Genomic DNA, 25,135 nt, shown 5'->3' on the forward strand with positions numbered 1-25,135 from the left:
CTCAGCCCAGCCGGTGTTCCCAGTCCGCCGGCGCGAAGCCCACGGTCACGCCGCCATCGCTCCACTCGACCACCGGGCGCTTGATGGCGCTGGGCTCGCGCAGCAGCAGCGCGGCGGCGCTGGCGGCGTCGCGCACGCCGGCCTGCGTGGCCGCGTCCAGCTTGCGCCAGGTGGTGCCCTGGCGGTTGAGCACCTTCTCCCAGCCGGCGGCGGCGATCCAGCGGTCCAGATGGTCGCGCGGCACGCCCTGCTTCCTGAAGTCGTGGAAGGCGGCTTCGGCGCCGCGCTCGGCCAGCCAGGCGCGCGCTTTCTTCACGGTGTCGCAGTTGGGGATGCCGTAGAGGGTGACCGGTGCGCTCATGCGGGCGATGATGCCACGCGTCGGTGACAATCCGCAGCCTGATGAATACGCTCGAAGACTGGCTCGCGCACGCCGAGCGCCTGCACCCCAAAGCCATCGAACTGGGCCTGGACCGCGTGCGCGCGGTGGCCGAACGCATGGGCCTGCGCTTCGACTGCCCGGTGTTCACCGTGGCCGGCACCAACGGCAAGGGCTCCACCGTGGCGATGCTGGAGGCCATCCTGGGCGAGGCGGGTTTCCGCGCCGGCGCCTACACGTCGCCGCACCTGGTGCGCTTCGAGGAGCGCTGCCGCGTGCGCGGCGTGCCCGTCGATGCTTCTGAATTGGTAGCTGCCTGCGCAGACGTGGAGCGCGCCAGAGGCCAAATCGACCTGACGTATTTCGAGTTCACCACGCTCGCCATCCTGCACGTGCTGTCGCGCGCCGGGCTGGACGCGGTGATCCTGGAGGTGGGCCTGGGCGGCCGGCTGGACGCGGTGAACGTCATCGACGCCGACTGCGCCGTCATCACCAGCATCGACATCGACCACGCCGAGCTGCTGGGCGGCACGCGCGAGCAGATCGGGCTGGAGAAGGCCGGCATCCTGCGCACCGGGCGCCCGGCCATCGTCAGCGACCCGGTGCCGCCGCAGAGCGTGATCGACCGCGCGGTGGAAATCGGCGCCGACCTGTGGCTGCCCGGGCGCGACTACAACTTCACCGGCGACCGCCAGCAGTGGGCCTGGGCCGGGCGCGGGCGCCGCTACGCCGGCCTGGCCTACCCGGCGCTGCGCGGCGCCAACCAGCTCGTCAACGCCTCCGGCGTGCTGGCGGCGCTGGAGGCGATGCGCCCGCGGCTGCCGGTCACCGCCCAGGCCGTGCGCACCGGCCTGGCCATGGTGGAGCTGCCCGGGCGCTTCCAGGTCGTGCCCGGCCAGCCGGCGCTGGTGCTGGACGTGGCGCACAACCCGCACGCCGTCGCCGCGCTGGCGCTCAACCTGGACGCGATGGGCTTCTACCCCGCCACCCACGCCGTGTTCGGCGCCATGGCCGACAAGGACCTGGCGCCCATGCTCCAGCGCATGGACCCCCTGGTGGACCGCTGGTACTTCACCGACCTGCCCACGCCCCGCGCCGCCAGCGGCGCCGCCTTGTTGGCCGCCTGGCAGGCGCTGACGCAGCGCGGCGACGCCGCCGCGCAGGTGGCCGCGAGCCCCCTGGAAGCACTGCGCGCGGCGGCCTTGGCGGCCACCCCCACTGATAGAATCGTCGTCTTCGGATCGTTCTACACCGTGGGCGGCGTGCTGGAGCACGGCATCCCGCGCCTGCAAGCCGGCCGGCCCGACCCGGCCGAGCGCTGACCCAGGATTTATGGCCTTCTTCAAGTTCCGCCAGCGCGGCCAGCCTCAGCCCGAACCCCGCACCCGTGCCGACGCGCCCGCCGCCGGCGCCCAGGAAACCGTCGATGGCCTGCGCCGCCGCGCGCGCCACCGCCTGGTGGGCGCGGCGGTGCTGGTGCTGGTGGCGGTGATCGGCTTCCCGCTGCTGTTCGACACCCAGCCGCGCCCGGTGGCGGTGGACGCGCCCATCACCATCCCCGACAAGGACAAGGCGCCGCCGCTGCGCGGGCCCGAGGCGTCCCGTGGCAACAACGGCAGCCGCGTGGCCGCCACCGCCAGCCTGGACGAGCGCGAGGAGGTCGTCGCGCCCGCGCCGCGCCGCAGCGAGACCAGCACGCCGGCGCCGGCCGCGCGCCCCGCCGAACCCGCCCGCGACACCCGCGCCGAGGACGAGGCGCGCGTCCGCCGCGAGGCCGAGGCCAAGGCCAAGCGCGAAGCCGAGCAGGCCGCCAAGGCCAAGCGCGAGGAGGCCGCGCGCGCCCGCGCCGCGCTCGAAGGGCAGAACAAGCCCGCGGCCGCCACCCCGGCCGCCGCGGGCGACGACAAGGGCCGCTTCATCGTCCAGGTCGGCGCCTTCGCCGAGGCCGACAAGGTGCGCGAGGTGCGCCAGCAGGCCGAGCGCGCGGGCCTCAAGACCTACACCCAGGTGGTGGACACCAAGGAAGGCAAGCGCACCCGCGTGCGCGTGGGCCCTTTCGCCACCCGCGCCGAGGCCGAGAAGGCCGCCGCCGCGTTGCAGAAGGTCGGCTTGACGGGCGGCATCTACGCGCTCTGAGAAGGTGTGAACGAACCCCGCATGCCCGCCTTGAGCGCCCAAACCCGCCCGCTCGGCGTTGCAAATGCTCGCCATAGCCCGCGCTATGGCTGCGCTTTGCGCCTTGAGCGGACGGCTTTGGACACTCCTTTCGGGCACGCGGGATTCATTCGCACCTTCTGAGACCAGCCCGTGTCCGCCATCGACTGGATCTGCCTGGCCGTGCTGCTGGCCTCGCTGCTGCTGGGCGCCTGGCGCGGGCTGCTGTACGAGGTGCTGGCCATTGCCGGCTGGGTGGTGGCCTTCTTGGCGGCGCGCTGGTCGGCCGGCGTGGTTGGCGGCTGGCTGCCGATGGGCGAATCGAGCGAGCCGCTGCGCCACGCGGCCGGCTTCGTGCTGGTGTTCATCGCGGTGGCGTTCCTCTGCGGCATGCTGGCCACGCTGGCGCGCCACGCCGCCAGGTCGCTGGGCATGCGGCCGGTGGACCGCGTGTTCGGCGCCGCCTTCGGCGTCGCGCGCGGCCTGCTGCTGCTGCTGGTGCTGGCCGCCCTGGTGCTGATGACGCCGCTGCGCGAAGCCGAGTGGTGGCGCCAGTCGGCCAGCGCGCAATGGCTCGAAGCCGCCCTGATGCAGATCCACCCCTGGCTGCCCGAATCTTTCGGCAAATACCTTTCGGCCTGAATGTATGAACCACCCCCGTTGCTCCACTCGCTTCGCGATGTTGCGCCTCCCCCCTCAAGGGGGCGCGCCCGCTGGCCGGGGGAACCCCGGCCAGGAGCGCACTGGCGCGGCCTGCTCCGCGGCCTTTCGGCGCCTTGGGTTTCAAGCGTCGCTGGAAAACTGACCCCTTCGGCCCGACAATCGGCTCATCCCCCACCCCACCACGAGCGCAATCACCATGTGTGGCATCGTCGGCGTTGTCAGCAACGCACCCGTCAACCAGCTCATCTACGACGCGCTGCTGCTGCTCCAGCACCGCGGCCAGGACGCCGCCGGCATCGTCACCCAGCAGGACCGCAAGTTCTTCATGCACAAGGCCAAGGGCATGGTGCGCGACGTGTTCCGCACGCGCAACATGCGCGCGCTGCCCGGCGCCAGCGGCCTGGGCCAGGTGCGCTACCCGACGGCGGGCAACGCCTTCAGCGAGGAGGAGGCGCAGCCTTTCTACGTCAACGCGCCGTTCGGCGTGGCGCTGGTGCACAACGGCAACCTGACCAACGCGCAGGCGCTGCGCGCCGAGCTGTATTCCACCGACCACCGCCACATCAACACCGAGAGCGACTCCGAGGTGCTGCTGAACGTGCTGGCGCACGAGCTGGAGAAGGCCACGCGCGGCGCCAAGCTGGGGCCGGACGAGGTGTTCGCCGCCGTCGCCGGCGTGCACCGGCGCGTGCGCGGCTCCTACGCGGTGATCGCGCACATCGCCGGGCGCGGCATGCTGGCCTTCCGCGACCCGTTCGGCATCCGCCCGCTCAGCTTCGGCCGCGCGCCGGACGGTGGCGTGATGGTGGCCAGCGAATCCGTCGCGCTGGAGGGCACCGGCTACGCGCCCGAGCGCGACCTGGCGCCGGGCGAGGCGATCTACGTCACGCTGGACGGCGCGCTGCACGCGCACCCCTGCGCCGAGCGGGCGCAGCTGTCGCCCTGCATCTTCGAATACGTGTACCTCGCGCGGCCCGACTCGGTGCTGGACGGCATCTCGGTCTACCAGGCGCGCCTGAACCTGGGCGAGACGCTGGCCAAGCGCGTGGTCTCCACCGTGCCGCCGGACGAGATCGACGTGGTGATCCCCGTGCCCGAGTCCAGCCGCCCCAGCGCCACCGAGCTGGCGCGGCTGCTGGGCAAGCCCTACCGCGAGGGCTTCGTCAAGAACCGCTACGTCGGCCGCACCTTCATCATGCCGGGCCAGGCGGTGCGCAAGAAGTCGGTGCGCCAGAAGCTCAACGCCATCGCCAGCGAGTTCGCCGGCCGCAACGTGCTGCTGGTGGACGACTCCATCGTGCGCGGCACCACCAGCCAGGAGATCGTGCAGATGGCGCGCGAGGCCGGCGCGCGCAAGGTCTACCTCGCCAGCGCCGCGCCGCCGGTGCGCTTTCCCAACGTCTACGGCATCGACATGCCGACCAAGGAAGAGCTGGTGGCGCACGGCCGCACGGAAGAAGAGGTGCGCCGCATCGTCGGCGCCGACGCGCTGATCTACCAGGACGTCGAGGCCATGAAGCGTGCCATCGGCGCGCTGAACCCGGCGGTGCAGGGCTTCGACGCCTCGTGCTTCGACGGCGTCTACGTCACCGGCGACATCACCGACGGCGACATCGCGCGCATGAACCAGCAGCGCGTGAAGACCGGCGAGGACGACGAGGACGCCTCCCGCCTGACCCTGCCCAACGCCACCACCGCATGACCCAAGACCAAGATACTCCTGGCCAGGACGGCCGCCAGCGCCCGCTGCCAGCCGGTTTGCACCCCGATACTCTCGCTGTCCGCGTCGCCATCGAGCGCAGCCAGTACGGCGAGAACTCCGAGGCGCTGTACCTCACCAGCGGCTTCGTGCAGCCCGACTCGGCCACCTCGGCCGAGCGCTTCGCCAGCGGCCAGGGCTACACCTACACGCGCACCTCCAACCCCACCGTCACCGCGTTCGAGAACCGGCTGGCCGCCATGGAGGGCGCCCAGGCCGCCATCGCCGCCGCCAGCGGCATGGGCGCGGTGCTGCTGATGATCATGGGCCTGCTGAAGGCGGGCGACCACGTGGTGCTGTCGCGCTCCATGTTCGGCTCCACGCTCAACCTGTTCGGCAAGGAATTCGCCAAGTTCGGGGTGGAGACCAGCTTCGTCTCGCAGACCGACGTGGCCGAGTGGCGCGCCGCCGTGAAGCCCAACACCAGGCTGCTGTTCGCCGAGACGCCCACCAACCCGCTCACCGAGGTGTGCGACATCGCCGCGCTGGCCGAGATCGCGCACGCCGCCGGCGCGCTGCTGGCGGTGGACAACGCCTTCGCCACGCCCGCGCTGCAACAGCCCATGCGGCTGGGCGCCGACGTCGTCATGCACTCCGGCACCAAGTACCTCGACGGCCAGGGCCGCGTGATGGCCGGCGCACTGTGCGCCAGCGCCGAGCTGGTGCGCGAAAAGTTCGCCCCCGTCGTGCGCACCGCCGGCATGGTGCTCTCGCCCTTCAACGCCTGGGTGGTGCTGAAAGGGCTGGAGACGCTCGGCGTGCGCATGAAGGCGCACTGCGAGAACGCGTTGGCCGTGGCGCGCTGGCTGGAGGCGCAGCCCCAGGTCGCGCGCGCCTACCACCCCGCCTTGCCCTCGCACCCGCAGCACGCGCTGGCCATGCGGCAGATGAGCGGCGGCGGCGGCGTGGTCACCTTCGAGGTCAAGGGCGAGGGCGCCGAGCAGCTGCGCCGGCGCGCCTTCCACGTCATCGACAGCTGCCAGCTGCTGTCCATCGCCACCAACCTGGGCGACACCAAGACCATCGTCAGCCACCCCGCCACCACCTCGCACGGGCGCCTGACTGAAGAGCAGCGCCTGGCCGCCGGCGTCAGCCAGGGCGTGATCCGCGTGGCGGTGGGGCTGGAGCATCCGCGGGACGTGATCGCCGACCTGGCGCGCGGCCTGGCGCGCTGCGGCGACATCCCTTGATTTGCTTTTGATTTGATAGCTGCTCACGCTTGGCCATCAAGCGCTGGAGGCCGAAAACATGCCTGAAAACTCCGCACCCACGCCACGCGTGCGCACGCGCTTCGCGCCATCGCCCACCGGCTTCATCCACCTGGGCAACATCCGCTCGGCGCTGTACCCCTGGGCTTTTGCGCGCTCGCGGCAGGGCGACTTCATCCTGCGCATCGAAGACACCGACCTGGAGCGCTCCACGCAAGCCGCCGTCGACGTGATCCTCGAAGGCATGGCCTGGCTCGGCCTCGACCACGACGAAGGCCCCTACTACCAGATGCAGCGCATGGAGCGCTACAAGCAGGTGCTGGCGCGGTTGCAGGAAAAGGGCCACGTCTATCCCTGCTACATGAGCGTGGAAGCGCTGGATGCGCTGCGCGAGAAGCAGATGGCCGCCAAGGAAAAGCCCCGCTATGACGGCACCTGGCGCCCCGAGCCCGGCAAGCAGCTGCCGCCGGTACCCGAAGGCGTGAAACCCGTGCTGCGCTTCAAGACACCCAGGGACGGCATCGTCGGCTGGGACGACAAGTGCAAGGGCCGCATCGAATTCCAGAACGGCGAACTCGACGACCTCGTCATCGCCCGTCCCGACGGCACGCCCACGTACAACTTCTGCGTCTGCGTGGACGACATGGACATGGGCATCACCCACGTCATCCGCGGCGACGACCACGTCAACAACACCCCGCGCCAGATCCACATCTTCGAGGCGCTGGGCGCCACGGTGCCCGTCTTCGCCCACCTGCCCACCGTGCTCAACGAGCAGGGCGAGAAGATGAGCAAGCGCAACGGCGCCAAGCCCGTCACGCAGTACCGCGACGAAGGCTACCTGCCCGACGCGATGGTCAACTACCTCGCCCGCCTGGGCTGGAGCCACGGCGACGACGAGATCTTCAGCCGCGCGCAGTTCCTCGAATGGTTCGACCTCGACCACCTGGGCCGCAGCGCCGGCCAGTTCGACGAGGCCAAGCTGCGCTGGGTCAACGCCCAGCACCTGAAAGCGATGGACGACGCGGCCCTGGCGCCGCTGGTCGCCGCGCAGCTGAAAGCGCATGGCATCGAGGCCGACGAGCGCCTGCCCGCCATCTGCGGCCTGTTCAAGGACCGCTGCGATACCACCGTCGCGCTGGCCGACTGGGCGCGGGCTTTCTACGCCGACGTGCAACCCAAGGCCGAAGACCTGGCCAAGCACGTGACCGATGCCGTCAAGCCCGCCATCGCCACGCTGGCGGCGAAACTGGCCGGCGTGGAGTGGCGCACCGACGCCATCGCGGCGGCCATCAAGGAGACGCTGGCCGCGCACGGCCTGAAGATGCCGCAACTGGCCATGCCCGTGCGCGTGCTGGTCATGGGCACGCCGCAGACGCCCTCGCTCGACGCCGTGCTGGCGCTCGGCCAGCGCGAAAAAGTTCTGGCGCGTTTGAACCGGGCCTGAATTTCGACATATAATGCGAGGCTCGACACCCGAGAGGGGGTATAGCTCAGCTGGGAGAGCGCTTGCATGGCATGCAAGAGGTCAGCGGTTCGATCCCGCTTACCTCCACCAACCGAAGTGTCGAAGTTCCCAGGTTTTGACCCTATCGTCTAGAGGCCTAGGACATCACCCTTTCACGGTGAGTACCGGGGTTCGAATCCCCGTAGGGTCGCCAAGTTTTGTGGCGCTTGGCTCCGCGAGGAGCGAAAGCTGCACCAACGCGGAGCGGTAGTTCAGTTGGTTAGAATACCGGCCTGTCACGCCGGGGGTCGCGGGTTCGAGCCCCGTCCGCTCCGCCAAAAATCAACGGGTTAGCAGCGCAAGCGGCTAACCCGTTTTCTTTTTTCCACCGCCTTGCCCATGACCGCCGACGCCCTCGATCCGCCCATGCGCCTGGCGCTCGATCTGGCCGCGCGGGCGCGCGTTGCGTGCCCGCCCAACCCGGCCGTGGGCTGCGTCATCGTGGGGACCGACGGCGCGGTGCGGGGGCAGGGCCACACGCAGCCGGTGGGGCAGGCGCATGCCGAGGTGATGGCGCTGCGCGACGCGGCGGCCCGCGGGCATCCGGTGGCCGGCGCCACGGCGTACGTCACGCTGGAGCCCTGCGCGCACCACGGGCGCACGGGGCCATGCTGCGACGCGCTGGCTGCGGCCGGCATCGGCCGGGTGGTGGCCTCGCTGCAAGACCCGAATCCGCGCGTGGCGGGCCAGGGCTTCGCGCGCTTGCGCGCGGTCGGCATCGACGTGCAGGTGGGGCCCGGCGCGGAGGAATCACGCGAGCTGAACATCGGCTTCTTCAGCCGCATGGTGCGCGGCCTGCCCTGGGTGCGCCTGAAGGCGGCCGGTTCGCTCGACGGGCGCACGGCGCTGCCCAACGGGCGGAGCCAGTGGATCACCTCGCCCGAGGCGCGCGCCGACGGCCACGCCTGGCGCGCGCGCGCCTGCGTGGTGCTGACGGGCATCGGCACCGTGTTGCAGGACGACCCGCAACTCGACGTGCGCCTGGCCGCCGCGCCGCGCCAACCCGATCTGGTGGTGGTGGACAGCCGGCTGGAAACGCCGATGAATGCCCGCCTGTGGCACGTCGATAGACGTCGCGTGCGCATCTACACGGCGGCGCAGGACACCGCGCGCCAGCAAGCCCTGGCTGATCGGGGCGCCGAGGTGATCGTGCTGCCCGATGCGCGCGGCAAGGTCGATCTGGCGGCCATGCTGCGCGACCTGGCGCGGCGCGAGGTGAACGAGGTGCACGTCGAGGCCGGCTTCAAGCTCAACGGCTCGCTGATGCGCGCCGGCCTGGTGGACGAGTTGCTGCTCTACCAGGCGCCGCTGCTGCTGGGCGAGGGGCAGGGCATTGCCGCCATCGGGCCGTTCGAGACGCTGGCCGAAGGCACGCGCTTCGAATGGCGCGACGTGCACCGTGTCGGCCCCGACCTGCGGGTGCTGGCGCGCGGGCTGGGCCGCGGCGGCTTCTGATCAACTGGCCGGGTTGGCGGGGCGCGCCTGCGCCGTCTTGCCGGGGTCGAGCACGGCCAGCTGCATGGAGATGTCGAACAGCCGCACCTTGCTGGCGTAGTGCCGGTCCAGCCGCCATTCGTCCAGGATCTCCATCGCCAGCTTGAACTTGTCGGCGTCCAGCAGGTACAGGTCGGTGATCGGGAAGCTCGCCTCCGACTCCAGCGCCAGCACCAGGCGGGACAGGGTTTTGGCGTTGGCGTCGTTCGGCTGGCGTTCGATGAATTTGCGGGCTTCCTTGATGGCGCGCATGACGGGGCGTCCTTTCGGCGGGCGTGTTGGGGTGGGGTGCGCGGCGGCAACGCAGCGGCGCACGGGTCGGCGATCGACCACCGGATGATGCTAGCGAACGGGCGCGCGGCGCGCTACCGCATCATCGAACTGTCACCAAACTGAAATGAGCGCCGCGCGCGGTGGGGTGGCCTGCCCGGAGGGAGTCGAACCCCCGACCCACGGCTTAGAAGGCCGTTGCTCTATCCAACTGAGCTACGGGCAGATCGACGGGATGAGGTGGTCGGCGTGGCGGGATTCGAACTCGCGACCCTCTGCTCCCAAAGCAGATGCGCTACCAGGCTGCGCTACACGCCGACAAGAGGCCGATTCTAACTGGCGCCATCGCACCGGCTCAGCGCCGCCGGTACTGCGTCTGGCCGAACAGCACTTCCTTCTCGGCGGCGCTGCGCACCGGCTTGCGCCGCTCGGCCAGCACCTGCACGCCGCGCTGCACCGCCGGGCGCGCGGCGACGCGGTCGAACCACCCCTTGAGCGCGGGGTAGTCGGCCCAGTCGATGCCCTGGTTCTCCCACGAGCGCAGCCAGGGGAAGACGGCGATGTCGGCGATGGTGTATTCGTCGCCCGCGATGTAGGCGCCGGTGTGCTCGATCTGCCGGTCCATCACGCTGTACAGGCGCTTGGCCTCGTTGGTATAGCGGTCGATGGCGTAGCCGATCTTCTCCGGCGCATAGAGGCGGAAGTGGTGCGCCTGGCCGAGCATGGGGCCGACGCCGCCCATCTGGAACATCAGCCACTCCAGCGCGCGGTAGCGGCCGCGCACGTCGGCGGGCAGAAAGCGTCCTGTCTTGCCGGCCAAGTAGAGCAGGATGGCGCCGGACTCGAACAGCGAGATGGGCGCGCCGTCCGGCCCGTCGGCATCGACGATGGCGGGGATCTTGTTGTTGGGGCTGATGGCCAAAAAGTCCGGCTGGAACTGGTCGCCCGCGCCGATGTCCACGGCGTGCACGCGGTAGGGCAGGCCGCACTCCTCCAGCATGATGTGGACCTTGTGGCCGTTGGGCGTGGGCCAGGAATACATGTCGATCACGGGGCGCTCCTTGCGGGGGTGGGTTGGCCACATTGTGGCCGGCCCGGCGACGAAAAGCGTTCGGGTGTCAGGTATCCAGAACGAAGAACGCGAGCCGTGGGGCCGCGCGTTCGATGGATACCACTGGGCGGCGTGCCCTGGCGTTCATTCGTCGGTGTGTCGTATGACGACTTTGCCGAAGTGGGCACCAGTGTCGAAGTACTCGAATGCCTGCCTGGCTTCGGAGAAACTGAATAGGCGATCGATGACGGGACGCAAGTTCCGCGCATCGATCGCCTCGTTCATCATCTCGAACTGCCGGCGGCTACCGACCGTGGAGCGTATGACGGTAACGATGTTGCTGCCAAGGCTTGCCGGATCGAAAGTTGTCGATTTGGACAGGACGCCAATCAGATTGATCTGAGCACCCAGGGCCGCGGCTCTTATGGAGCGCTCCAGCGTCCCGATGCCGCCCACCTCGATGACGTGGTCCGCTCCGCGTCCATGCGATGCCTTGCGGACCGCGATGTGCCAGTCAGGATCTTCGCGGTGGTTGATCGTCACATCTGCTCCGAGGGCAGTCAGCTTCGCCGCTTTCTCCGTGCTGGACGTGGTCGCGATGACGCGAGCCCCCATCAGCTTGGCGAACTGAAGCGCAAAGACGGAGACGCCGCCTGACCCTTGCGTCAATACGATTTCTCCAGGCAATACCCGCCGAAAGGCCGTCAGGGCCGACCAGGCGGTCAGGGCTGCGCAGGGCAGGGTGGCGGCCTCCTCGAACGTCAGGCTGTCTGGCAGCGGAACACACGCATCCTCATCGGCGACACGAAGTTCGGTCAGCCAGCCGTCCTCGGAGAGGGTGGGTTGAACGCTGATCGCCTCTGCCGAAATCGGGCCTGCGATCCATTTGGGCAGAAAAGAGCCGGCAACGCGATCACCCACCTGGATGCGGGATACCCGGGGCCCGACGGCAATGACCTCGCCAGCCCCGTCCGATAGGGGAACGCGGCCCGCGGGCACCGCGGACCGACCGTACTGGCCCTTCAGGAGCAGGAGATCGCGGTGGTTCAGCGAACTGGCCCGCACGCGGATCAAGACCTTCGTGTCCGCTGGCCGGGGATCTGGATGGTCTTTCAAGACCAGCCCATCCAGGCTGCCTAGCTTGTCGATGTGATAGCTCAGCATAAGTTCTCCATGTCGTTCTCGGACAGTTTCATGGAGGAGAGCTGGCTGATCTATCGTCATAAGTGCAAATTCATGTGCCAATCGTCCAGACGGTGCTATCTTTGGCGCGTGGATGCGCTGACCGACATTCTCTCGACCGTCCGTTTGCGCGGAGCCCTTCACACGAGGCTGGAGGCGAGTCCTCCCTGGGGCATTGATTTCGCGGCTTCGGAGAAGCTGCGCTTTGCGCTGGTTTCGCATGGCTTTTGCCATCTCGTGCCGGGAGGCGGCTCAGCGCCGATCCCGTTGAAGCGCGGGGATGGCTTCTTGCTCGTGGGCCCGGAGCCTTTCTCTCTTCGGGACAGGCCGCAATCGCAGGCGCAGCCCTGCGCGACCGTTGTCGATCGTGCCGCTGGCGGATTCGTCAAGATCGGCGACGGGCCAGCCGCCACGAGCCTTGTCCTCGGGTGGTTCACGTTCGAGCCGGGGAGCAGCAGCCTTCTCCGCGATCTTCTTCCGCCCATCACCTGCTTCAGCCTTTCCAGCCCGAGGTTTCGCACCACTCAGGCCGCCCTCGATCTTCTTTCCGCCGAAGCATCGAGTGACGCTCCCGGAGCCGACCTGGTCGTCGGGCGTGTCGGCGACATTCTTCTGGTCGAAGCCATCCGGGCCCATCTGGCGAACAGCGACGTGCATGAGGCCGGCCTTGTCTGCCTTCTCGCCGACAGAAGGATCGCCCGCGCCCTGCAGGCCATCCACGCAGACGCGGGGCATGCCTGGACGCTGGCGGAGCTTGCGCATATCGCCGGAATGTCGCGTTCGTCGTTGGCGGCCGAGTTCCGGCGCAAAGCGGGTCAGCCGGTCATGGACTACGTGGTGCGCTGGCGCATGCGGCTGGCCTGCATGCGTCTGCGCGACTCCAGCATGCCCTTGTCGCGGATCGCCCGCGAGGTTGGCTACGAGGCCGAAAGCGCCTTCGGCCGGGCGTTCAAGCGCATCATGAAAATAACGCCCGGCGCATATCGTCGGTCCATGCGCGGGCGCGGTGGCGAGGGCGATCGAGAACCGTCTGTGCGATGAAAGAAAAAGCGCAGTGTCCATCCGGACACCGCGCTTGCTCTTTGCTATGTTATCGATAGCTGCCGGCGCTTGCTACATGGGCGATAGAGGCCGATTTGGCTTGTAATCCACGCTCAGGAGCCGCGCGTGATGGGCATCTCCACTTCCTTGGCGCCCACCGCGTACTTGGCCAATTCCAGCTTGGCCAGCGAGTTGCGGTGCACTTCGTCCGGGCCGTCGGCCAGGCGCAGGGTGCGCTGGTGGGCGTAGCTGTTGGCCAGGATGAAGTCGTCGCTCACGCCGCCGGCGCCGTGCGCCTGGATGGCCCAGTCGATGATGCGGGTGGACATGTTGGGCGCCACGATCTTGATCATGGCGATCTCGGCCTGCGCGACCTTGTTGCCCACGGTGTCCATCATGTAGGCGGCCTTGAGCGTGAGCAGGCGCGCCTGCTCGATCATGCAGCGCGCCTCGGCGATGCGCTCGCGCCACACGCCCTGGGTGGAGATGGGCTTGCCGAAGGCCACGCGCTGGTTCAGGCGCTTGCACATCATCTCCAGCGCGCGCTCGGCGGCGCCGATGCTGCGCATGCAGTGGTGGATGCGGCCCGGGCCGAGGCGCCCCTGGGCGATGGCGAAACCCTGGCCCTCGCCCTTGAGCAGGTTGCCGGCGGGCACGCGCACGTTCTCCAGCAGCACCTCCATGTGGCCGTGCGGCGCGTCGTCGTAGCCGAACACGGACAGCGGGCGCAGCACCTTCACGCCCTTGCTGCTGGCGGGCACCAGGATCATGGACTGCTGCGAGTGGCGCGGCGCCTCGGGGTCGGTCTTGCCCATCACGATGTAGACGGCGCAGCGCGGGTCGCCGGCGCCGGAGGACCACCACTTGCGGCCGTTGATGACGTATTCGTCCCCCTCGCGGCGGATCGAGCACTCGATGTTGGTGGCGTCGGACGAGGCCACGGCCGGCTCGGTCATCAGGAAGGCCGAGCGGATCTCGCCCTTGAGCAGCGGCTCCAGCCACTCGTCCTTGTTGGCCTCGGAGCCGTAGCGCTCGATGGTCTCCATGTTGCCGGTGTCGGGCGCGGAGCAGTTGAACACCTCGGGCGCCCAGGGGTTGCGGCCCATGATTTCGCACAGCGGCGCGTATTCGAGGTTCGACAGACCCTCGGGCGCGCGCGGCGAGCGCGGCAGGAACAGGTTCCACAGGCCGGCGGCGCGCGCCTTGGGCTTGAGCTGCTCGATGATCTTGGTGGGCACCCAGGCGTTGCCCTTGGCGCGGTTCTCGGCCACTTCGCGCAGGTAGACGGATTCGTTGGGGTAGATGTGCTCATCCATGAAGGCCAGCAGCCTGGCCTGCAGGTCCTTGACCTTGGGGGTGAACTCGAAATCCATGACGTGTCGTCCTCGGTTGGTGGAAATGAAAAGGGCGGTTCGCCGGTGCCGGTCTAGGCCCGTTGCGCGAACTGCCAGGCCAGCTCGGCCATGGGCCGCGCGCGCGCGCCGTTGGCGCGGGCCTGCTCGCTGGAGGCGGTGCCGGCTTCCACCCGCTTGGCGATGCCTTGCAGGATGGCGGCGATGCGGAACATGTTGTAGGCGAGGTAGAAGTTCCAGTCCGGCGCCAGCGCCTCGGGCGTGGTGAAGCCGGTGCGCTCGCAGTAGCGGCGGATGTAGTCCTGCTCGCTGGGGATGCCCAGGCTGGCCAGATCGAGCCCGCCGATGCCGCGGAACAGGTTGGCGTCGATGTGCCAGGACATGCAGTGGTAGCTGAAGTCGGCCAGCGGGTGGCCCAGGGTGGACAGCTCCCAGTCCAGCACGGCGAGCACGCGCGGCTCGGTGGGGTGGAACATCAGGTTGTCGAGCCGGAAGTCGCCGTGCACGATGCTGGTGAGGTCGGTGCGGGCGCTGGCCGGGATGCTGGCGGGCAGCCACTCGATGAGCTTGTCCATCTCGGGGATGGGCTGCGTCACGGAGGCCAGGTACTGCTTGCTCCAGCGGCCGATCTGGCGCTCGAAGTAGTTGCCGGGCTTGCCGTAGCTTTCGAGTCCGCGCGCCTTGTAATCGACCTTGTGCAGCGCGGCGATGACGCGGTTCATCTCGTCGTAGATGGCCGCGCGTTCGGCCGGCGCCATGCCGGGCAGGGACTGGTCCCACAGCACGCGGCCTTCGACGAATTCCATCACGTAGAACGCGCGGCCGATGACGGACTCGTCATCGCAGAGCACGTGCATGCGCGCCACCGGCACGGCGGTGCCGGCCAGGCCGGTCATGACGGCGAACTCGCGCTCGATGGCGTGCGCCGAGGGCAGCAGCTTGGCCACCGGGCCGGGCTTGGCGCGCATCACGTAGCTGCGCGCGGGCGTGACGAGCTTGTAGGTGGGGTTGGACTGGCCGCCCTTGAACATCTCTACGGACAACGGGCCGGCGAAGCCGTCCATGTGCCGGCCGAGCCAGGCGGAAAGCGCAGCGACATCGAAGGCGTGGGCTTGCGCCACGGGGCGGGTGCCGGTGAATTGGTCGGTACTGCTCATGTCAATGCTCTGAATCGCCGATGTTCAGCAGGGCGGCGCGGTCGCGCACCACCAGGCCGCCGGGCTCGATGCGGATCACGCCCTCGCGCTCCATCGTCTTGAGCTCCTGGTTGACGCGCTGGCGCGAGGCGCCCAGCAGTTGCGCCAGCTCTTCCTGCGCCAGTTGCAGGGTGATGCGCACCTCGTCGTCCGCCGACAGGCTGGGCACGCCGTAGCTGCGCACCAGGTGGCTGAGCTGCTTGGCCAGGCGCGCGCGCAGCGGCAGGGTGTTGAGGTCTTCCACCTGCCCGAACAGCAGGCGGATGCGCCGCGCCTGCAGGCGCAGCAGGGCTTCGTACAGTTCGGCGTGCTGGCTGAGGATTTTCTGGAAGTCGGCGCGCGCCACGCACAGGATGGTGGTGGCGCCATGCGCATAGGCGTCGTGCGTGCGCCGGTCGCCGTCGAAGATGGCGATGTCGCCGAACCAGATGCCCGGCTCCACGTAGGTCAGCGTGATCTGCTTGCCGGTCAGCGTGGTCGAGCTCACGCGCACCGCGCCTTTGGCGCAGGCGATCCAGTGCTCGGGCGGCTCGCCGCGGGCGGCGATCAGGTCGCCGTCCTGGTAGCGTTTGACGAAGGCGCATCGAAGGATGTCGTGCCGCAGAGAGGGTGAAAGGGAGGAGAACCAGCGACCACCGTTGATCGCCTCGCGTTCCTCCATCGTAAGAATGGGGTCGTCCATGGTCTGTCCTATGGGTGACTGCGAAACCCGGCATTGTCGCCCGGGGGACGGCGGCGGCATGGCGAATGACATCGCTGCGCTTCGATGACGAATGACCTATCCCGTCATTGGACATGCCCGGGCGCCAGCCGGGTGGTCATCTGTCATTCACTCGTAGCGCGGGGTCTGCCGGGAAAGGAACGCCGCGATGCCGATGCCGCCGTTGGCGTGGTGCAGGTTCTTCACGAAGTGCTCGCGCTCCAGCGCCAGTTGCGTGGGCAGGTCGTTGGCGCTGGCTTCGTTGATCAGTTCCTTGATGCTGGTCAGGACGTTGGGTGCGCGCGCGCCGAGCCTGGCCGCCCAGTCCAGCGCGGTGCCCAGCGCCTGGCCGGCGTCGCACAGGCGGCCCACCACGCCCAGCTCGTGCAGGCGCTGGGCGCCAATGCGCTCGCCCAGCATCAGCAGCTCGGTCACCAATTGGCGCGGCAGCGCGCGCGACAGGCTCCAGCTGCCGCCGCCGTCGGGCGACAGTCCGACGCTGCTGTAGGCCATGACGAACACCGCGTTGCGCGCGGCCACGATCAGGTCGCAGGCCAGCGCCAGCGAGAAGCCCGCGCCGGCGGCCGGCCCTTCGACGGCGGCGACGACGGGCTTGGGGAAGGCGCGGATGGCCTCGATCCAGGTGTGCAGCTCCTCGATGCTCTGCGCCTGCACCTCGGGCGGTTTCTGGCGGTTGGCCTGCAGGCGCTGCAGGTTGCCGCCGGCGCAGAAGATGTCGCCCTCGCCGGCGATGACGACGCAGCGCACGTCGGGGTTGGATTCGGCGGCGTTCAGCGCCTCGACGCCGGCGGCGTACATCTCGGGGCCGAGCGCGTTGCGGTGCTCGGGGTTGTGGATGGTCAGCACCATGGTGCTGCCCTCGAAGGTGCTGCGCAGTTCGGCGGTCATGGTGGTACGGTTGCTATTTTATCGGTAGCTGCTGGCGCTTGTCTGGCGGGCGCTGGCGGCATATTCTTTATCTAAAGAGGGGCTGCGGAGCAAGCCATGCCCGCGAACGCCACGCCCGGACCTGCGCCGGGCATTGGCGTTGTCCCTCCTCTGGGGGGAAGGCACCGAAGGTGACTCAGGGGGGATCAACTTTCTTCGTGCAGCAGCGACAGGCCGATGGCGCCGCGCCGGCGCAGCCAGGGGCTGGGGCGGTAGCGCGGGTCGCCGTACACGGTTTGCAGGTTGAACAGCACTTCCAGCACGTTGGCCGGGCCGAACTTGTCGCCCATGGCCAGGGGCCCGAGCGGATAGCCGAGGCCGAGCGTGACGGCGGTCTCCAGGTCCCGCGGGCTGCACACGCGCTGCTGGCACATGTCGGACGCGATGTTGACGATGGTGGCCACCACGCGCTGGGTGACGAAGCCGCCGGAGTCGCGCACCACGCTCACCGCCTTGCCGTCGCGCGAGAACAGCGCGTGGGCGGCATCGCGCATGTCGCTGCGCGTGGCGGGGTTGGTGGCCAGCACGCGGCGCCTGGTGGCCTTGTCGTCCACCAGCAGGTCGATGCCGATGGTGCGCGCCGGGTCCAGCCGCTCGACCACCGCCACGGTGGTGACGTCGAAGCCCAGCGGCGCCACCAGCGTCAGCGCATGCATCGAGGGCGAGGGACCGGTCTCGATCTTGGCGCCCAGGTCCTTCAGCAATTGCAGCAGCTCGGCGCGGCGCGCGGCGCGGGGGGAGACCCACACCGGCGGCAGCTCGGCCACCTGCGGCACGGGCGGTTCGGGCGCCATTTGGGCGGCGCCGTCCACGTACTTGTAGAAGCCCTCGCCCGACTTGCGGCCCACCACGCCGCCGGCCAGCCGCTGCGCGGTGATGACGCTGGGGCGGTAGCGCGGCTCGTCGTAGTACTGGCGGTAGATGGATTCCATCACCGGGTGCGAGACGTCCAGCGCGGTCAGGTCGAACAGCTCGAACGGCCCGAGCCTGAAGCCCACCTGGTCCTTCAGGATGCGGTCGATGGTGGCGAAGTCGGCCACGCCCTCGCTGACGATGCGCAGCGCCTCGGTGCCGTAGCCGCGCCCGGCGTGGTTGACGACGAAGCCCGGCGTGTCGGCCGCCTGCACCGGCGTGTGGCCCATCTGGCGCGCGTAGTCGGTCAGCGCGGCGCAGGTGTCTGGGCTGGTCTTCAGGCCGGCGATGACCTCCACCACCTTCATCAGCGGCACCGGGTTGAAGAAGTGGTAGCCGGCGAAGCGCTCAGGGCGCTTCAGCCCGGCCGCGATGGCTGTCACCGACAGCGACGAGGTGTTGCTGGCCAGCACGGCGGCGGGCTGCACGATGCCTTCCAGCTCGGCGAACAGCGCCTTCTTCACGTCCAGCCGCTCGACGATGGCTTCGACCACCAGGTCGCAGCCTGCCAGCTCGGCCAGGCTGGCGGCGGGCCGCAGGCGCGCCTTGTGGGCGGTGGCCTGGGCGGGGTCGAGCCGCCCCTTGTCGGCCAGCTTGTCCCACTGCGCGCCGAGCGCATCGCGCGCCTTGGCGATGGCGTCCGCCTGGGTGTCGAACAGCAGCACGGCGCTGCCGGCCTGGGCGGCGATCTGGGCGATGCCGCGGCCCATGGCGCCGGTGCCCACGATGCCCACGGTGGTGAAGCGAGGAGTCGTCATGCCGGCAGATTATGGTGCACGACGATTGCTATGTAAAAAATAGCTGCCGGCGCTTGACTGGTGAGCGCTGGAGGCCAATTTGGCTTTAAAACTTTCTGCGCTTCAGCGCCTGACCTGCAAGGCGCCGGGGTTGACGATGTTGGTCGGCGTGCCGCGCAGGTAGTTGACGACGTTGTCGAACGCGGCGCCGAAGTACAGCTCGTAGCTGTCCTGCTCCACGTAGCCGATGTGCGGCGTGCAGATGCAGTTCTCCAGCCGCAGCAGCGCGTGGCCTTGCAGGATGGGCTCGGTCTCGAACACGTCCACCGCCGCCATGCCGGGGCGGCCGCGGTTGAGCGCGCTGACCAGCGCGTCCGGCTCGATCAGCTCGGCGCGCGAGGTGTTCACCAGCAGCGCGGTGGGCTTCATGCGGCCCAGGTCCTCCAGCCGGACGATGCCGCGCGTGGCGTCGGCCAGCCGCAGGTGCAGCGACAGCACGTCCGACAGGGCGAAGAACTCGGCCCGCGAGGGCGCGGCGTGGTAGCCGTCGGCGCGCGCGCGCCCCATCGATTCGGGCGAACCCCAGACCATCACGTTCATGCCGAAGGCGCGGCCGTAGCCGGCCACCAGCCGGCCGGTCTTGCCGTAGCCCCAGATGCCCAGCGTGCGCCCGCTCAGCACCGTGCCCAGGCCGAAATTGGGCGGCATCGACGCCGCCTTCAGCCCCGACTGCTGCCAGGCGCCGTGCTTGAGGTTGCCGATGTATTGCGGCAGGCGCCGCGCGGCGGCCATGATCAGCGCCCAGGTCAGCTCGGCCGGCGCCACCGGCGAGCCCACGCCCTCGGCCACGGCGATGCCGCGCGCCGTGCAGGCCGCCACGTCCACGTGGGGGCCCACGCGGCCGGTCTGCGAGATCATCTTCAGCCGCGGCAGCTTCTCGATCAGCTGGCGCGTGATCTGCGTGCGCTCGCGGATCAGCACGATCACCTCGGCGTCGCGCAGGCGCACCGACAACTGGCCCAGACCCTTGACGGTGTTGGTGTAGACCTTGGCCGGATAGGCCTCCAGCTTGGCCGCGCAGGCCAGCTTGCGCACGGCGTCCTGATAGTCGTCGAGGATCACGATGTTCATCCCCGCATTGTGCCGCCGGCCGCGCGGCGGGCCATACGGCGAGCCAGGCGCAACCGGCGGTGCGCGTGCCCTTCAGGCGCGGCGCGGCTGCGGCGGCGTCTGCGCCGCCTCGATGGCGGCCAGGCGCTCCAGCTCGGCACAGACATCGACCAGGCGGCCGGAGATGCGCAATTCCCCCGCGCCGGCGGTCGGCTGCGTCACGCGCACGGCGGGCCGGGCCGGGCCGCGGGCAACCGGACGCGCGGCGGCGATGCGCGCGCGGCGGCGGTAGGCGGGCACGGCGTAGTCGGCCAGGTGAAAGACGTTCGTTCCCATGTAAAACCTCTCAGGACGGTTGGACACAGGCGAGATTGACCAAGGGGTGCGCCGCCGCAGGGTGTGGGCGATGGCCAAGGCGCCATCGCCTGCACGCCCGCCACCTGGGCGGCGCAAGGTGGAAGGTGCGCGCTACATCAGCATGCTGTTGCGGATCAGGCCCACGGCCAGGCCCTCGATCTCGAAAGGCTCGCCCGGCTGCACCACGATGGTGGGGTAGTCGGGGTTCTCGGCGTGCAGCTCGATGCGGTTCCTGTCGCGGTGGAAGCGCTTGACGGTGACGTCCTCGCCCAGCCGTGCCACCACGATCTGGCCGTTGCGCGCCTCGCGCGTGGCCTGCACGGCCAGCAGGTCGCCGTCCATGATGCCGGCATCGCGCATCGACATGCCGCGCACGCGCAGCAGGTAGTCGGGGCGCTGGGGAAACAGGGTGGGTTCGAGGTGGTAGGTCTGGTCGACGTGCTCCTGCGCCAGGATGGGCGAGCCGGCGGCCACGCGGCCGATCAGCGGCAGCGCCAGCTGCGCCATGCCGGGCAGCGGCAGGCTGAAGGCGTCGCCGCGCACCGCCGCGCGGCCCGCGCCCTTCAGCCGGATGCCGCGCGAGGTGCCGCTGACCAGCTCGATCACGCCCTTGCGCGCCAGCGCCTGCAAGTGCTCCTCGGCGGCATTGGCCGACTTGAAGCCCAACTGCGCCGCGATCTCGGCCCGCGTGGGCGGCGCGCCGGTGCGGGCGATGGCGTGCTGCACCAGTTGCAGGATCTGCTGCTGGCGGGCGGTGAGCTTGGGACTGTCTTGCATGGCGAACCTCTTGGGCTGTATCGATCTACAGTTACTGTAGTTTTGCACAGTTTTCGGGTGCGTGCAATAGTTGCGTATTGGCGGCATCCGCGGATGCTCGGCCTGTCGGTGGCGCGGCAGTGCCGCTACAGTGCAATGTCCGAAAAACGTTCTAGCCCATCTCAGCGCCATGTCCCACCCGACCGATATCTCCTCACGCGCCGCCCGGATCGCGTTGCTCAGCCTGCTGTGCTCCGCCGTCGTGGCCTGCGGCGGAGGCAGCGATGCGCCCGCCGACCCGCCGGCCAGTGACGGCGATACCACCGCGCCAAGTCCCACGCCCACGCCCACGCCCGCGTCGCCGTCACCGGAGCCGGCACCGTCGCCAACGCCCGCGTCCCCGGCTGCGCCTGTGCCCGCCCCTTCGCCGGCGACGCCCGCGCCACCTGCGCCGAGCCCGTCGCCCACACCGTCGCCCGCGCCTACACCGTCGCCTACACCGTCGCCCACGCCCGCGCCGTCGCCGGCCGCGGGCGCCAGTGCCTGCGGCGACATGGGCGATCTGCTGGCCGCCATCAACGCGGTGCGGGCGCAGGCGCGCAGTTGCGGCAGTACGGCCATGCCGGCCGCATCCGCGCTGTCCTGGAACTCGGCGCTGGCCAGCGCAGCCGCCGGGCATTCCGCCGACATGGCGGCCAACAATTTCTTCGACCACGTCGGCACCGGCGGCAGCACCCTGACCAGCCGCGTCAACGCGGCGGGCTACGCGTGGTCGGCCCTCGCCGAGAACATCGCCGCCGGCAACTCGACCGTCGCGGCCACGGTGAGCCAATGGGTCGCCAGCCCGAGCCACTGCCAGGCCATGATGAGCGCCACCTACGTGCACGTCGGCGGCTCGTGCATGTACAACGCCAGCGCCACCTACCGCTACTACTGGACGATCGATCTCGGGCGGCCCTGACGCCGCCCATGCGAAACGCCCCGGCGCCATGACGGCGCCGGGGCGTTCGCTTGGGGCGGGGGCGGCTCAGTTCGACAACGCGGCCAGCGCGCGGGCCTTGATCTCCTCCACCGAGCCGGTGCCGCTGATCTTGCGGTAGCGGGGCGCGGCGGCCGGGTCGGCCTTGGCCCAGGCGCTGTAGTACTCGACCAGCGGGCGCGTCTGCTGGCTGTAGATCTCCAGGCGCTTGCGCACGGTGTCTTCCTGGTCGTCGGCGCGCTGCACCAGCGGCTCGCCGGTGACGTCGTCCTGGCCGTCCACCTTGGGCGGGTTGAACTTGACGTGGTAGGTGCGGCCCGAGGGCGGGTGCTGGCGGCGGCCGCTCATGCGCTCGATGATGGCGTCGAAGGGCACGTCGATCTCCAGCACGCAGTCGAGCTTGACGCCGGCGGCCTTCATGGCCTCGGCCTGCGGGATGGTGCGCGGGAAGCCGTCGAACAGGAAGCCGTTGGCGCAGTCGGGTTGGGCGATGCGCTCCTTCACCAGGTTGATGATCAGCTCGTCGCTGACCAGGCCGCCGGACTTCATCACGCTCTCGGCCTGCTGGCCCAGCGGCGTGCCGGCCTTGACGGCGGCGCGCAGCATGTCGCCGGTGGAGATCTGCGGGATGCCGTACTTCTGGCAGATGAAGGTGGCCTGCGTGCCTTTGCCGGCGCCGGGCGGGCCCAGAAGAATCAGTCTCATCTTGCTCCTCGGGTGGAAGTGGGCGGTGTCTCGCCGCTTTGTAGGTGGTGCGTGGTCGGGATCAAGCGGCCAAGAATAGCACGCGCACACACTGGACGGCGCTTCCGCGCGTGCTGCGGGGTGGGCGCTTGGGAGCGGCCCGGCGCGCTCAGGCGAACAAGTCGCGCACGCGCGCCAGGTCCTGCGGCGTGTCCACGCCCGGGCCGGGGGCCTCGGCCGCCACGTGCACGGCGATGCGGTGGCCGTGCCACAGCACGCGCAGCTGCTCCAGTGCCTCGCACTGCTCCAGCGGCGCCGGCGGCAGCGCGGGAAAGCCGCGCAGGAAGCCCGCCCGATAGCCGTAGAGGCCGATGTGGCGCAGCGGCGCCGGCTGCGCGGGCAGCCGGGTGATGCCGCCGGCGAAGCCGTCGCGCCACCAGGGCAGCGGCGCGCGGCTGAAGGCGAGCGCCAGGCCCTGCGCGTCCAGCACCACTTTCACGACGTTGGGGTTGGTGAAATCTTCTACGGTTTTTATAGCGTGCGCCGCAGTGCTGACGGGCGCCAGCGGCTGTTTTTGCAATAAACCCGCGACGGCGTCGATGAGCGCGGGGTCGATCAGCGGCTCGTCGCCCTGCACGTTGACCACCACGTCGCCGCCGTCCAGGCCGAGCAGCTCGCAGGCTTCGGCCAGGCGGTCGCTGCCGCTCGGGTGGTCGGCGCGGGTGGGCACGGCGCGCACGCCGTGCGCGGCGCAGGCGGCGACGATCTCGGGCGCGTCGGCGGCCACCACCACCTGGGCGGCGCCCGACAGCTCGGCCCGCTCGGCCACGCGCACCACCATCGGCTTGCCGGCGATGTCGGCCAGCGGCTTGTTGGGCAGCCGGGTGGAGGCCAGCCGGGCGGGGATGAGGACGGTGAAGCTCATGGCGCTGCGCGGCGGCTGCGGGCCGTGGTCATTGCACCGAGATGCGGCGCGCCGTGTCCGACGCGTCGAAGACCAGCTTGCGGGGCCAGTTCGGCCACGCCGTGCCCAGCGCCGGGTCGTTGGGGTCGCCGGTGCGCGCGAACGCGGCCAGCGCGGACATCATCGCGTCGGACAGCGCCAGCCGCCCGGGCTGGTTGGCGGCGCTGACGACCACGTTCGCATACAGCGAGGGGCCGAAGTTGCCGAACAGGAACGGCAGGTCGAACGCGTGCGCGGCGCCGTAGATGTCGTTCCACGGCGCGGGCTCGCGCCGCCAGTCGAAGCGGTAGCTCCATACCTGGCTGGGGGTGCGCGTGGCGAGCGCGTCCAGCAGGTTGTCGCGCGCGGCGACGAAGAACCTGGCGTCCAGCTCGGCCACCGCGGCGTGGTAGGCGGCCGCATCAGGATAGGACGGGTGGATGACGCTGCCGAAGGTGGCGGACGCGGCCTTCGCCGGGTCGAACAAGGTCTGGAACAGCTGCGGCTCGGGCAGCTTGATGCCCGGCGCATGGCCGACCAGCGGCAGGAAGGCGGACAGCAGCGTGGTTTCGCTGGCCGTCAGGCCCGCCAGCACCGGCACCTGGACGTAGTCGCCGGCCAGGATGGCGGCGATCGGGTCGGTGGCGACCACCGTGCCTTCGGGGATCGGCCCGCACGCGGTGGAGTTGCCCAGGCCCCCGACCGTCTTCAGCCCCACCTGCAGCAAGGTGCTGGCCGGCTTGCCGCGCAGGTAGGCGGCGATCTCGGCGCTGGCGCGGCCCTGCACCCAGGCCGTGGCCGCCGCGGCGTCGGCGGCGCTGCCGTCGTCGATCAGCAGCTTCAGCAGCAGCAGGTTGGCCAGCGCCTCGTGCACGGGCACGGGGCTGACGATGGGGATGTAGCCTTTGTTGCCCGCCAGGTCGTTGACCGGCTGCGGAAAGCCCGGGCTGGTGCCCAGCGAGATGCCGCCCGACAGCGGCGCCAGCCTGTGGAACAGCCCGGCCGTGCGCCGGCTAGGCGCGGTGAGCACGGCCAGGATGTCGATGGCGCCGGCCGACTGGCCCGACAGCGTGACGTTGCCGCTATCGCCGCCGAAGCGGTCGATGCTGCCCTGCACGAACTTCAGCGCCTGGATGATGTCGAGCACCGCGAAGTTGCCGGACTGGTCGTCGGCCGTCAGGCTCGGGTCGGCGGCGGCGTCGCGCAGCGCCGGGTGGCGGAAGAAGCCGAGCTGGCCGAGCCGGTAGTTGGCGGTGACGACCACCGCGTTGGCTTTTTTGGCCAGCGCCGCGCCGTCGTACGTCGGGTCGCCGCTGTAGCCGGTGATGTTGCTGCCGCCGTGGATGAAGACGATCACCGGCAGGCCGGTGGCGCCGGTGGCGGGGCGCCAGATGTTGAGCGACAGGCAGTCCTCGCTGCCCGGCGTGTGGCCGCTGGCCAGGTTGTCGCCCACGGTGGCGTCGAAGGTGTTGGCGTTGCCCGGGCTGTAGAGGCGCGGGTTCTGGATGCAGGACGGCCCGAAGGCCTTGGCGGGCAGCGTGCCCGTCCACGCGGCGGGCTCGACCGGCGCCTTCCAGCGCAGCGCGCCCTCCGGGGCCTTGGCGAAGGGGATGCCTTTCCAGAAATAGGTGCCCGAGCCGGCGCTGTCGTCGACGCCCTCGACCCGGCCGTAGGCGGTGTCGCGGATCTGCGGCGGCGTGCTGCCGCAGGCGCCGGGGCGGCCCTGGCGGGGGAGCGGTTCCATGGGCTGGTT

At 69.9% G+C, this 25,135-nt stretch carries 24 protein-coding genes and 5 tRNA genes; 12 read left to right on the forward strand and 17 right to left on the reverse strand.

Annotated elements, in window-relative coordinates; all coding sequences use genetic code 11:
* Position 1: 1 nt before the first annotated feature.
* Entirely contained in the window at positions 2-361 is a 360-nt protein-coding gene (locus QM772_RS15805) for an ArsC family reductase (RefSeq protein ID WP_415138126.1), read from the reverse strand.
* Positions 362-402: 41 nt separating this feature from the next.
* Here QM772_RS15805 and folC point away from each other — a divergent pair, with 41 nt between their 5' ends.
* From folC to ribD, 10 genes are all read left to right on the forward strand, one after another.
* Positions 403-1,701, forward strand: a complete 1,299-nt coding sequence (folC, locus tag QM772_RS15810; RefSeq protein WP_415138128.1) for a bifunctional tetrahydrofolate synthase/dihydrofolate synthase — start codon at positions 403-405, stop codon at positions 1,699-1,701.
* Between the two features lie 10 nt (positions 1,702-1,711).
* Positions 1,712-2,515: an SPOR domain-containing protein gene (locus QM772_RS15815; RefSeq protein ID WP_415138130.1), complete on the forward strand. Its 804-nt coding sequence runs from the start codon at positions 1,712-1,714 to the stop codon at positions 2,513-2,515.
* Between the two features lie 171 nt (positions 2,516-2,686).
* A complete protein-coding gene (locus QM772_RS15820) occupies positions 2,687-3,175 on the forward strand; it encodes a CvpA family protein (RefSeq protein WP_415138132.1) in 489 nt (162 codons plus the stop codon).
* Positions 3,176-3,392: 217 nt separating this feature from the next.
* A complete protein-coding gene (gene purF / locus QM772_RS15825; protein ID WP_415138134.1) occupies positions 3,393-4,898 on the forward strand; it encodes an amidophosphoribosyltransferase in 1,506 nt (501 codons plus the stop codon).
* On the forward strand, positions 4,895-6,145 hold the full coding sequence (locus tag QM772_RS15830; protein WP_415138136.1) for an O-succinylhomoserine sulfhydrylase: 1,251 nt from the start codon (positions 4,895-4,897) through the stop codon (positions 6,143-6,145). Before purF ends, QM772_RS15830 begins: the two co-directional genes overlap by 4 nt.
* Before the next feature lie 58 nt (positions 6,146-6,203).
* Positions 6,204-7,610, forward strand: a complete 1,407-nt coding sequence (gene gltX / locus QM772_RS15835) for a glutamate--tRNA ligase (RefSeq protein ID WP_415138138.1) — start codon at positions 6,204-6,206, stop codon at positions 7,608-7,610.
* A 35-nt stretch (positions 7,611-7,645) separates the two neighbouring features.
* A tRNA-Ala gene (locus QM772_RS15840) sits at positions 7,646-7,721 on the forward strand.
* Between the two features lie 27 nt (positions 7,722-7,748).
* Positions 7,749-7,824, forward strand: a tRNA-Glu gene (locus tag QM772_RS15845).
* A gap of 47 nt (positions 7,825-7,871) precedes the next feature.
* A tRNA-Asp gene (locus QM772_RS15850) sits at positions 7,872-7,948 on the forward strand.
* A 61-nt stretch (positions 7,949-8,009) separates the two neighbouring features.
* Positions 8,010-9,125 carry a bifunctional diaminohydroxyphosphoribosylaminopyrimidine deaminase/5-amino-6-(5-phosphoribosylamino)uracil reductase RibD gene (ribD, locus tag QM772_RS15855; RefSeq protein WP_415138140.1) on the forward strand — a complete coding sequence of 372 codons (1,116 nt, stop codon included), beginning with the start codon at positions 8,010-8,012 and terminating at the stop codon, positions 9,123-9,125.
* On the opposite strand, the gene QM772_RS15860 is transcribed toward ribD, so the two are convergent.
* The 5 genes from QM772_RS15860 to QM772_RS15880 all read right to left on the reverse strand — a co-directional run bounded on the left by QM772_RS15860 (position 9,126) and on the right by QM772_RS15880 (position 11,649).
* The gene (locus QM772_RS15860; protein ID WP_415138142.1) at positions 9,126-9,416 is read right to left on the reverse strand and encodes a hypothetical protein; all 291 of its coding nucleotides are present in this window, start codon (positions 9,414-9,416) and stop codon (positions 9,126-9,128) included.
* 167 nt (positions 9,417-9,583) lie between these two features.
* Positions 9,584-9,660: transfer RNA gene (locus QM772_RS15865), tRNA-Arg, on the reverse strand.
* A gap of 15 nt (positions 9,661-9,675) precedes the next feature.
* Positions 9,676-9,752 (reverse strand) — tRNA-Pro (locus QM772_RS15870).
* A 37-nt stretch (positions 9,753-9,789) separates the two neighbouring features.
* A complete protein-coding gene (locus tag QM772_RS15875) occupies positions 9,790-10,485 on the reverse strand; it encodes a glutathione binding-like protein (protein WP_415138144.1) in 696 nt (231 codons plus the stop codon).
* Positions 10,486-10,629: 144 nt separating this feature from the next.
* The gene (locus QM772_RS15880; protein WP_415138146.1) at positions 10,630-11,649 is read right to left on the reverse strand and encodes a zinc-dependent alcohol dehydrogenase family protein; all 1,020 of its coding nucleotides are present in this window, start codon (positions 11,647-11,649) and stop codon (positions 10,630-10,632) included.
* 9 nt (positions 11,650-11,658) lie between these two features.
* On the opposite strand from QM772_RS15880, the gene QM772_RS15885 reads away from it, so the two are divergent.
* Positions 11,659-12,708 carry an AraC family transcriptional regulator gene (locus tag QM772_RS15885; protein ID WP_415138148.1) on the forward strand — a complete coding sequence of 350 codons (1,050 nt, stop codon included), beginning with the start codon at positions 11,659-11,661 and terminating at the stop codon, positions 12,706-12,708.
* A gap of 113 nt (positions 12,709-12,821) precedes the next feature.
* Here the strand turns inward: QM772_RS15885 and QM772_RS15890 are convergent, their stop codons facing one another.
* The 8 genes from QM772_RS15890 to lexA form a co-directional block, all read right to left on the reverse strand.
* Positions 12,822-14,081: an acyl-CoA dehydrogenase family protein gene (locus QM772_RS15890; RefSeq protein WP_415138151.1), complete on the reverse strand. Its 1,260-nt coding sequence runs from the start codon at positions 14,079-14,081 to the stop codon at positions 12,822-12,824.
* 53 nt (positions 14,082-14,134) lie between these two features.
* Positions 14,135-15,217, reverse strand: a complete 1,083-nt coding sequence (locus QM772_RS15895) for a phosphotransferase (protein WP_415138153.1) — start codon at positions 15,215-15,217, stop codon at positions 14,135-14,137.
* 1 nt (position 15,218) lies between these two features.
* Positions 15,219-15,938: a Crp/Fnr family transcriptional regulator gene (locus QM772_RS15900; RefSeq protein WP_415138155.1), complete on the reverse strand. Its 720-nt coding sequence runs from the start codon at positions 15,936-15,938 to the stop codon at positions 15,219-15,221.
* Between the two features lie 147 nt (positions 15,939-16,085).
* Complete coding sequence (locus QM772_RS15905; RefSeq protein ID WP_415138157.1) at positions 16,086-16,865, reverse strand: oxepin-CoA hydrolase, alternative type; 780 nt, start codon at positions 16,863-16,865, stop codon at positions 16,086-16,088.
* A gap of 185 nt (positions 16,866-17,050) precedes the next feature.
* A complete protein-coding gene (locus tag QM772_RS15910) occupies positions 17,051-18,574 on the reverse strand; it encodes a 3-hydroxyacyl-CoA dehydrogenase (RefSeq protein ID WP_415138159.1) in 1,524 nt (507 codons plus the stop codon).
* A 102-nt stretch (positions 18,575-18,676) separates the two neighbouring features.
* Positions 18,677-19,684, reverse strand: coding sequence for a D-2-hydroxyacid dehydrogenase family protein (locus tag QM772_RS15915; RefSeq protein WP_415138161.1), 1,008 nt, complete (start codon positions 19,682-19,684; stop codon positions 18,677-18,679).
* Positions 19,685-19,756: 72 nt separating this feature from the next.
* Positions 19,757-19,999, reverse strand: a complete 243-nt coding sequence (locus tag QM772_RS15920) for a hypothetical protein (RefSeq protein WP_415138163.1) — start codon at positions 19,997-19,999, stop codon at positions 19,757-19,759.
* A gap of 132 nt (positions 20,000-20,131) precedes the next feature.
* Positions 20,132-20,797: a transcriptional repressor LexA gene (gene lexA, locus QM772_RS15925; protein WP_415138165.1), complete on the reverse strand. Its 666-nt coding sequence runs from the start codon at positions 20,795-20,797 to the stop codon at positions 20,132-20,134.
* Between the two features lie 532 nt (positions 20,798-21,329).
* Between lexA and QM772_RS15930 the strand changes: the two genes are divergently transcribed.
* Positions 21,330-21,737, forward strand: a complete 408-nt coding sequence (locus QM772_RS15930; RefSeq protein ID WP_415138167.1) for a CAP domain-containing protein — start codon at positions 21,330-21,332, stop codon at positions 21,735-21,737.
* 66 nt (positions 21,738-21,803) lie between these two features.
* Here the strand turns inward: QM772_RS15930 and adk are convergent, their stop codons facing one another.
* The 3 genes from adk to QM772_RS15945 form a co-directional block, all read right to left on the reverse strand.
* Positions 21,804-22,460 (reverse strand): adenylate kinase, encoded by a 657-nt coding sequence (gene adk / locus QM772_RS15935; RefSeq protein ID WP_415138169.1) that lies wholly within the window; start codon positions 22,458-22,460, stop codon positions 21,804-21,806.
* A 148-nt stretch (positions 22,461-22,608) separates the two neighbouring features.
* Positions 22,609-23,364, reverse strand: a complete 756-nt coding sequence (gene kdsB / locus QM772_RS15940) for a 3-deoxy-manno-octulosonate cytidylyltransferase (RefSeq protein ID WP_415138171.1) — start codon at positions 23,362-23,364, stop codon at positions 22,609-22,611.
* A 28-nt stretch (positions 23,365-23,392) separates the two neighbouring features.
* The gene (locus QM772_RS15945) at positions 23,393-25,126 is read right to left on the reverse strand and encodes a carboxylesterase/lipase family protein (protein ID WP_415138173.1); all 1,734 of its coding nucleotides are present in this window, start codon (positions 25,124-25,126) and stop codon (positions 23,393-23,395) included.
* Positions 25,127-25,135: the final 9 nt, after the last annotated feature.

This window comes from Ottowia sp., from assembly GCF_047601385.1.
In the GTDB taxonomy this organism is placed as follows: Bacteria; Pseudomonadota; Gammaproteobacteria; order Burkholderiales; family Burkholderiaceae_C; genus Ottowia.

What these genes read in the sequence shown, in the direction of transcription:
- folC (WP_415138128.1), top strand. Translation starts at nt 403, where the DNA reads ATGAATACGCTCGAAGACTGGCTCGCGCACGCCGAGCGCCTGCACCCC.
- purF (WP_415138134.1), top strand. Translation starts at nt 3,393, where the DNA reads ATGTGTGGCATCGTCGGCGTTGTCAGCAACGCACCCGTCAACCAGCTC.
- lexA (WP_415138165.1), bottom strand. Translation starts at nt 20,797, where the DNA reads ATGCAAGACAGTCCCAAGCTCACCGCCCGCCAGCAGCAGATCCTGCAA.
- kdsB (WP_415138171.1), bottom strand. Translation starts at nt 23,364, where the DNA reads ATGAGCTTCACCGTCCTCATCCCCGCCCGGCTGGCCTCCACCCGGCTG.
- QM772_RS15815 (WP_415138130.1), top strand. Translation starts at nt 1,712, where the DNA reads ATGGCCTTCTTCAAGTTCCGCCAGCGCGGCCAGCCTCAGCCCGAACCC.
- QM772_RS15885 (WP_415138148.1), top strand. Translation starts at nt 11,659, where the DNA reads ATGTCGTTCTCGGACAGTTTCATGGAGGAGAGCTGGCTGATCTATCGT.
- QM772_RS15890 (WP_415138151.1), bottom strand. Translation starts at nt 14,081, where the DNA reads ATGGATTTCGAGTTCACCCCCAAGGTCAAGGACCTGCAGGCCAGGCTG.
- adk (WP_415138169.1), bottom strand. Translation starts at nt 22,460, where the DNA reads ATGAGACTGATTCTTCTGGGCCCGCCCGGCGCCGGCAAAGGCACGCAG.
- QM772_RS15930 (WP_415138167.1), top strand. Translation starts at nt 21,330, where the DNA reads ATGGGCGATCTGCTGGCCGCCATCAACGCGGTGCGGGCGCAGGCGCGC.
- QM772_RS15830 (WP_415138136.1), top strand. Translation starts at nt 4,895, where the DNA reads ATGACCCAAGACCAAGATACTCCTGGCCAGGACGGCCGCCAGCGCCCG.
- QM772_RS15895 (WP_415138153.1), bottom strand. Translation starts at nt 15,217, where the DNA reads ATGAGCAGTACCGACCAATTCACCGGCACCCGCCCCGTGGCGCAAGCC.
- QM772_RS15860 (WP_415138142.1), bottom strand. Translation starts at nt 9,416, where the DNA reads ATGCGCGCCATCAAGGAAGCCCGCAAATTCATCGAACGCCAGCCGAAC.
- gltX (WP_415138138.1), top strand. Translation starts at nt 6,204, where the DNA reads ATGCCTGAAAACTCCGCACCCACGCCACGCGTGCGCACGCGCTTCGCG.
- QM772_RS15905 (WP_415138157.1), bottom strand. Translation starts at nt 16,865, where the DNA reads ATGACCGCCGAACTGCGCAGCACCTTCGAGGGCAGCACCATGGTGCTG.
- QM772_RS15910 (WP_415138159.1), bottom strand. Translation starts at nt 18,574, where the DNA reads ATGACGACTCCTCGCTTCACCACCGTGGGCATCGTGGGCACCGGCGCC.
- QM772_RS15945 (WP_415138173.1), bottom strand. Translation starts at nt 25,126, where the DNA reads ATGGAACCGCTCCCCCGCCAGGGCCGCCCCGGCGCCTGCGGCAGCACG.
- QM772_RS15920 (WP_415138163.1), bottom strand. Translation starts at nt 19,999, where the DNA reads ATGGGAACGAACGTCTTTCACCTGGCCGACTACGCCGTGCCCGCCTAC.
- QM772_RS15880 (WP_415138146.1), bottom strand. Translation starts at nt 11,649, where the DNA reads ATGCTGAGCTATCACATCGACAAGCTAGGCAGCCTGGATGGGCTGGTC.
- ribD (WP_415138140.1), top strand. Translation starts at nt 8,010, where the DNA reads ATGACCGCCGACGCCCTCGATCCGCCCATGCGCCTGGCGCTCGATCTG.
- QM772_RS15900 (WP_415138155.1), bottom strand. Translation starts at nt 15,938, where the DNA reads ATGGACGACCCCATTCTTACGATGGAGGAACGCGAGGCGATCAACGGT.
- QM772_RS15915 (WP_415138161.1), bottom strand. Translation starts at nt 19,684, where the DNA reads ATGAACATCGTGATCCTCGACGACTATCAGGACGCCGTGCGCAAGCTG.
- QM772_RS15805 (WP_415138126.1), bottom strand. Translation starts at nt 361, where the DNA reads ATGAGCGCACCGGTCACCCTCTACGGCATCCCCAACTGCGACACCGTG.